The 1,236-nt window shown below is 54.0% G+C and carries 1 protein-coding gene; it reads left to right on the plus strand.

Annotation, left to right across the window (positions count from 1 at the left end; translation table 11 throughout):
* Positions 1–64: 64 nt before the first annotated feature.
* Positions 65–1,227 (plus strand): IS3 family transposase gene (locus tag GHO03_RS24475; RefSeq protein ID WP_153400688.1). Its coding sequence is split into 2 segments (ribosomal slippage): positions 65–320 and positions 320–1,227, totalling 1,164 coding nucleotides; the frame shifts between segments, so codons are not numbered across the junction.
* Positions 1,228–1,236 lie beyond the last annotated feature (9 nt).

Here is a 1,236-nt window from a genome sequence, read left to right on the forward strand (position 1 = left end):
TGTAGTGGTCTAATGAAACCGGACACTCATTTAGGCGAGAATGCTCGCCATATCGAGGTGTCAGATGACCAAGCAACGTCGTGTCTTTTCCGCTGAATTCAAACGCGAGGCTGCTGACCTCGTACTCAAACAAAATTACAGCTGCATCGAAGCCAGTCGTTCACTCGGCATTGGCGAGTCGGCCCTGCGCCGTTGGGTCAGTCAGCTTCTGCAGGAACGCACAGGCGTCACCCCGCAGAGCAAGGCGCTCACCCCAGAGCAGCAAAAGATCCAGGAACTGGAAGCCCGAATCGCCCGTCTTGAACGAGAGAAATCGATATTAAAAAAGGCTACCGCGCTCTTGATGTCGGAAGATCTCGAGCGTTCGCACTGATCCATCAGCTAAGCGCCCATGAACCTGTTGACTGCTTGTGCGAGGTGTTCGAAATCACCCGTTCGACTTACTACGCCCATCACCTCAGGCGGCGTTCTCCGGGCGTTGAGAGAATTCGATTACGCAGTCGAGTCAACGAACTGTTCACCCAGAGCCGAAACGCTGCTGGCAGCCGAAGTATCGTGTCGATGATGCAGGATGATGGCGAGCAGATCGGGCGTTTCAAGGTGCGAGGCTTGATGCGGGAACTGGGGTTGATCAGCAAGCAGCCTGGCTCGCATGCCTACAAAAAAGCAACGGTCGAGCGGCCTGACATTCCAAATACACTGAATCGTAAATTCGATGTTCCCGAGCCAAACAAGGTTTGGTGCGGTGACATCACCTACATCTGGGCGCAAGGGAAATGGCACTACCTGGCCGTGGTTATGGATCTCTATGCTCGCCGGATAGTGGGCTGGGCGTTATCAGGAAACCCGGATGCTGACTTGGTCACCAAAGCACTGGATATGGCCTATGAGCAACGCGGGAAGCCTCAAGGGCTGCTGTTTCATTCGGATCAGGGATCGCAATATGGAAGTCGCCACTTCCGTCAGCGTCTGTGGCGGTACCGCATCAGCCAGAGCATGAGTCGCCGGGGCAATTGCTACGACAACTCGCCGATGGAGCGAGTATTTCGCAGCTTGAAAACCGAGTGGATACCTTCAGTGGGTTATATGTCGGTTCAGCAGGCACAACGAGACATCAGTCATTATTTGATGCATCGCTACAACTGGATACGGCCTCATCAATTTAATGGCGGGCTAACGCCGGCTCAGGCCGAGAAAAAACTTAACGTCGTGTCCGGGATGAGTTGACCACTACAG

The sequence above is a fragment of the Pseudomonas sp. FSL R10-1339 genome (genome assembly GCF_009600545.1).
GTDB classification, from domain to species: domain Bacteria; phylum Pseudomonadota; class Gammaproteobacteria; order Pseudomonadales; family Pseudomonadaceae; genus Aquipseudomonas; species Aquipseudomonas bubulae.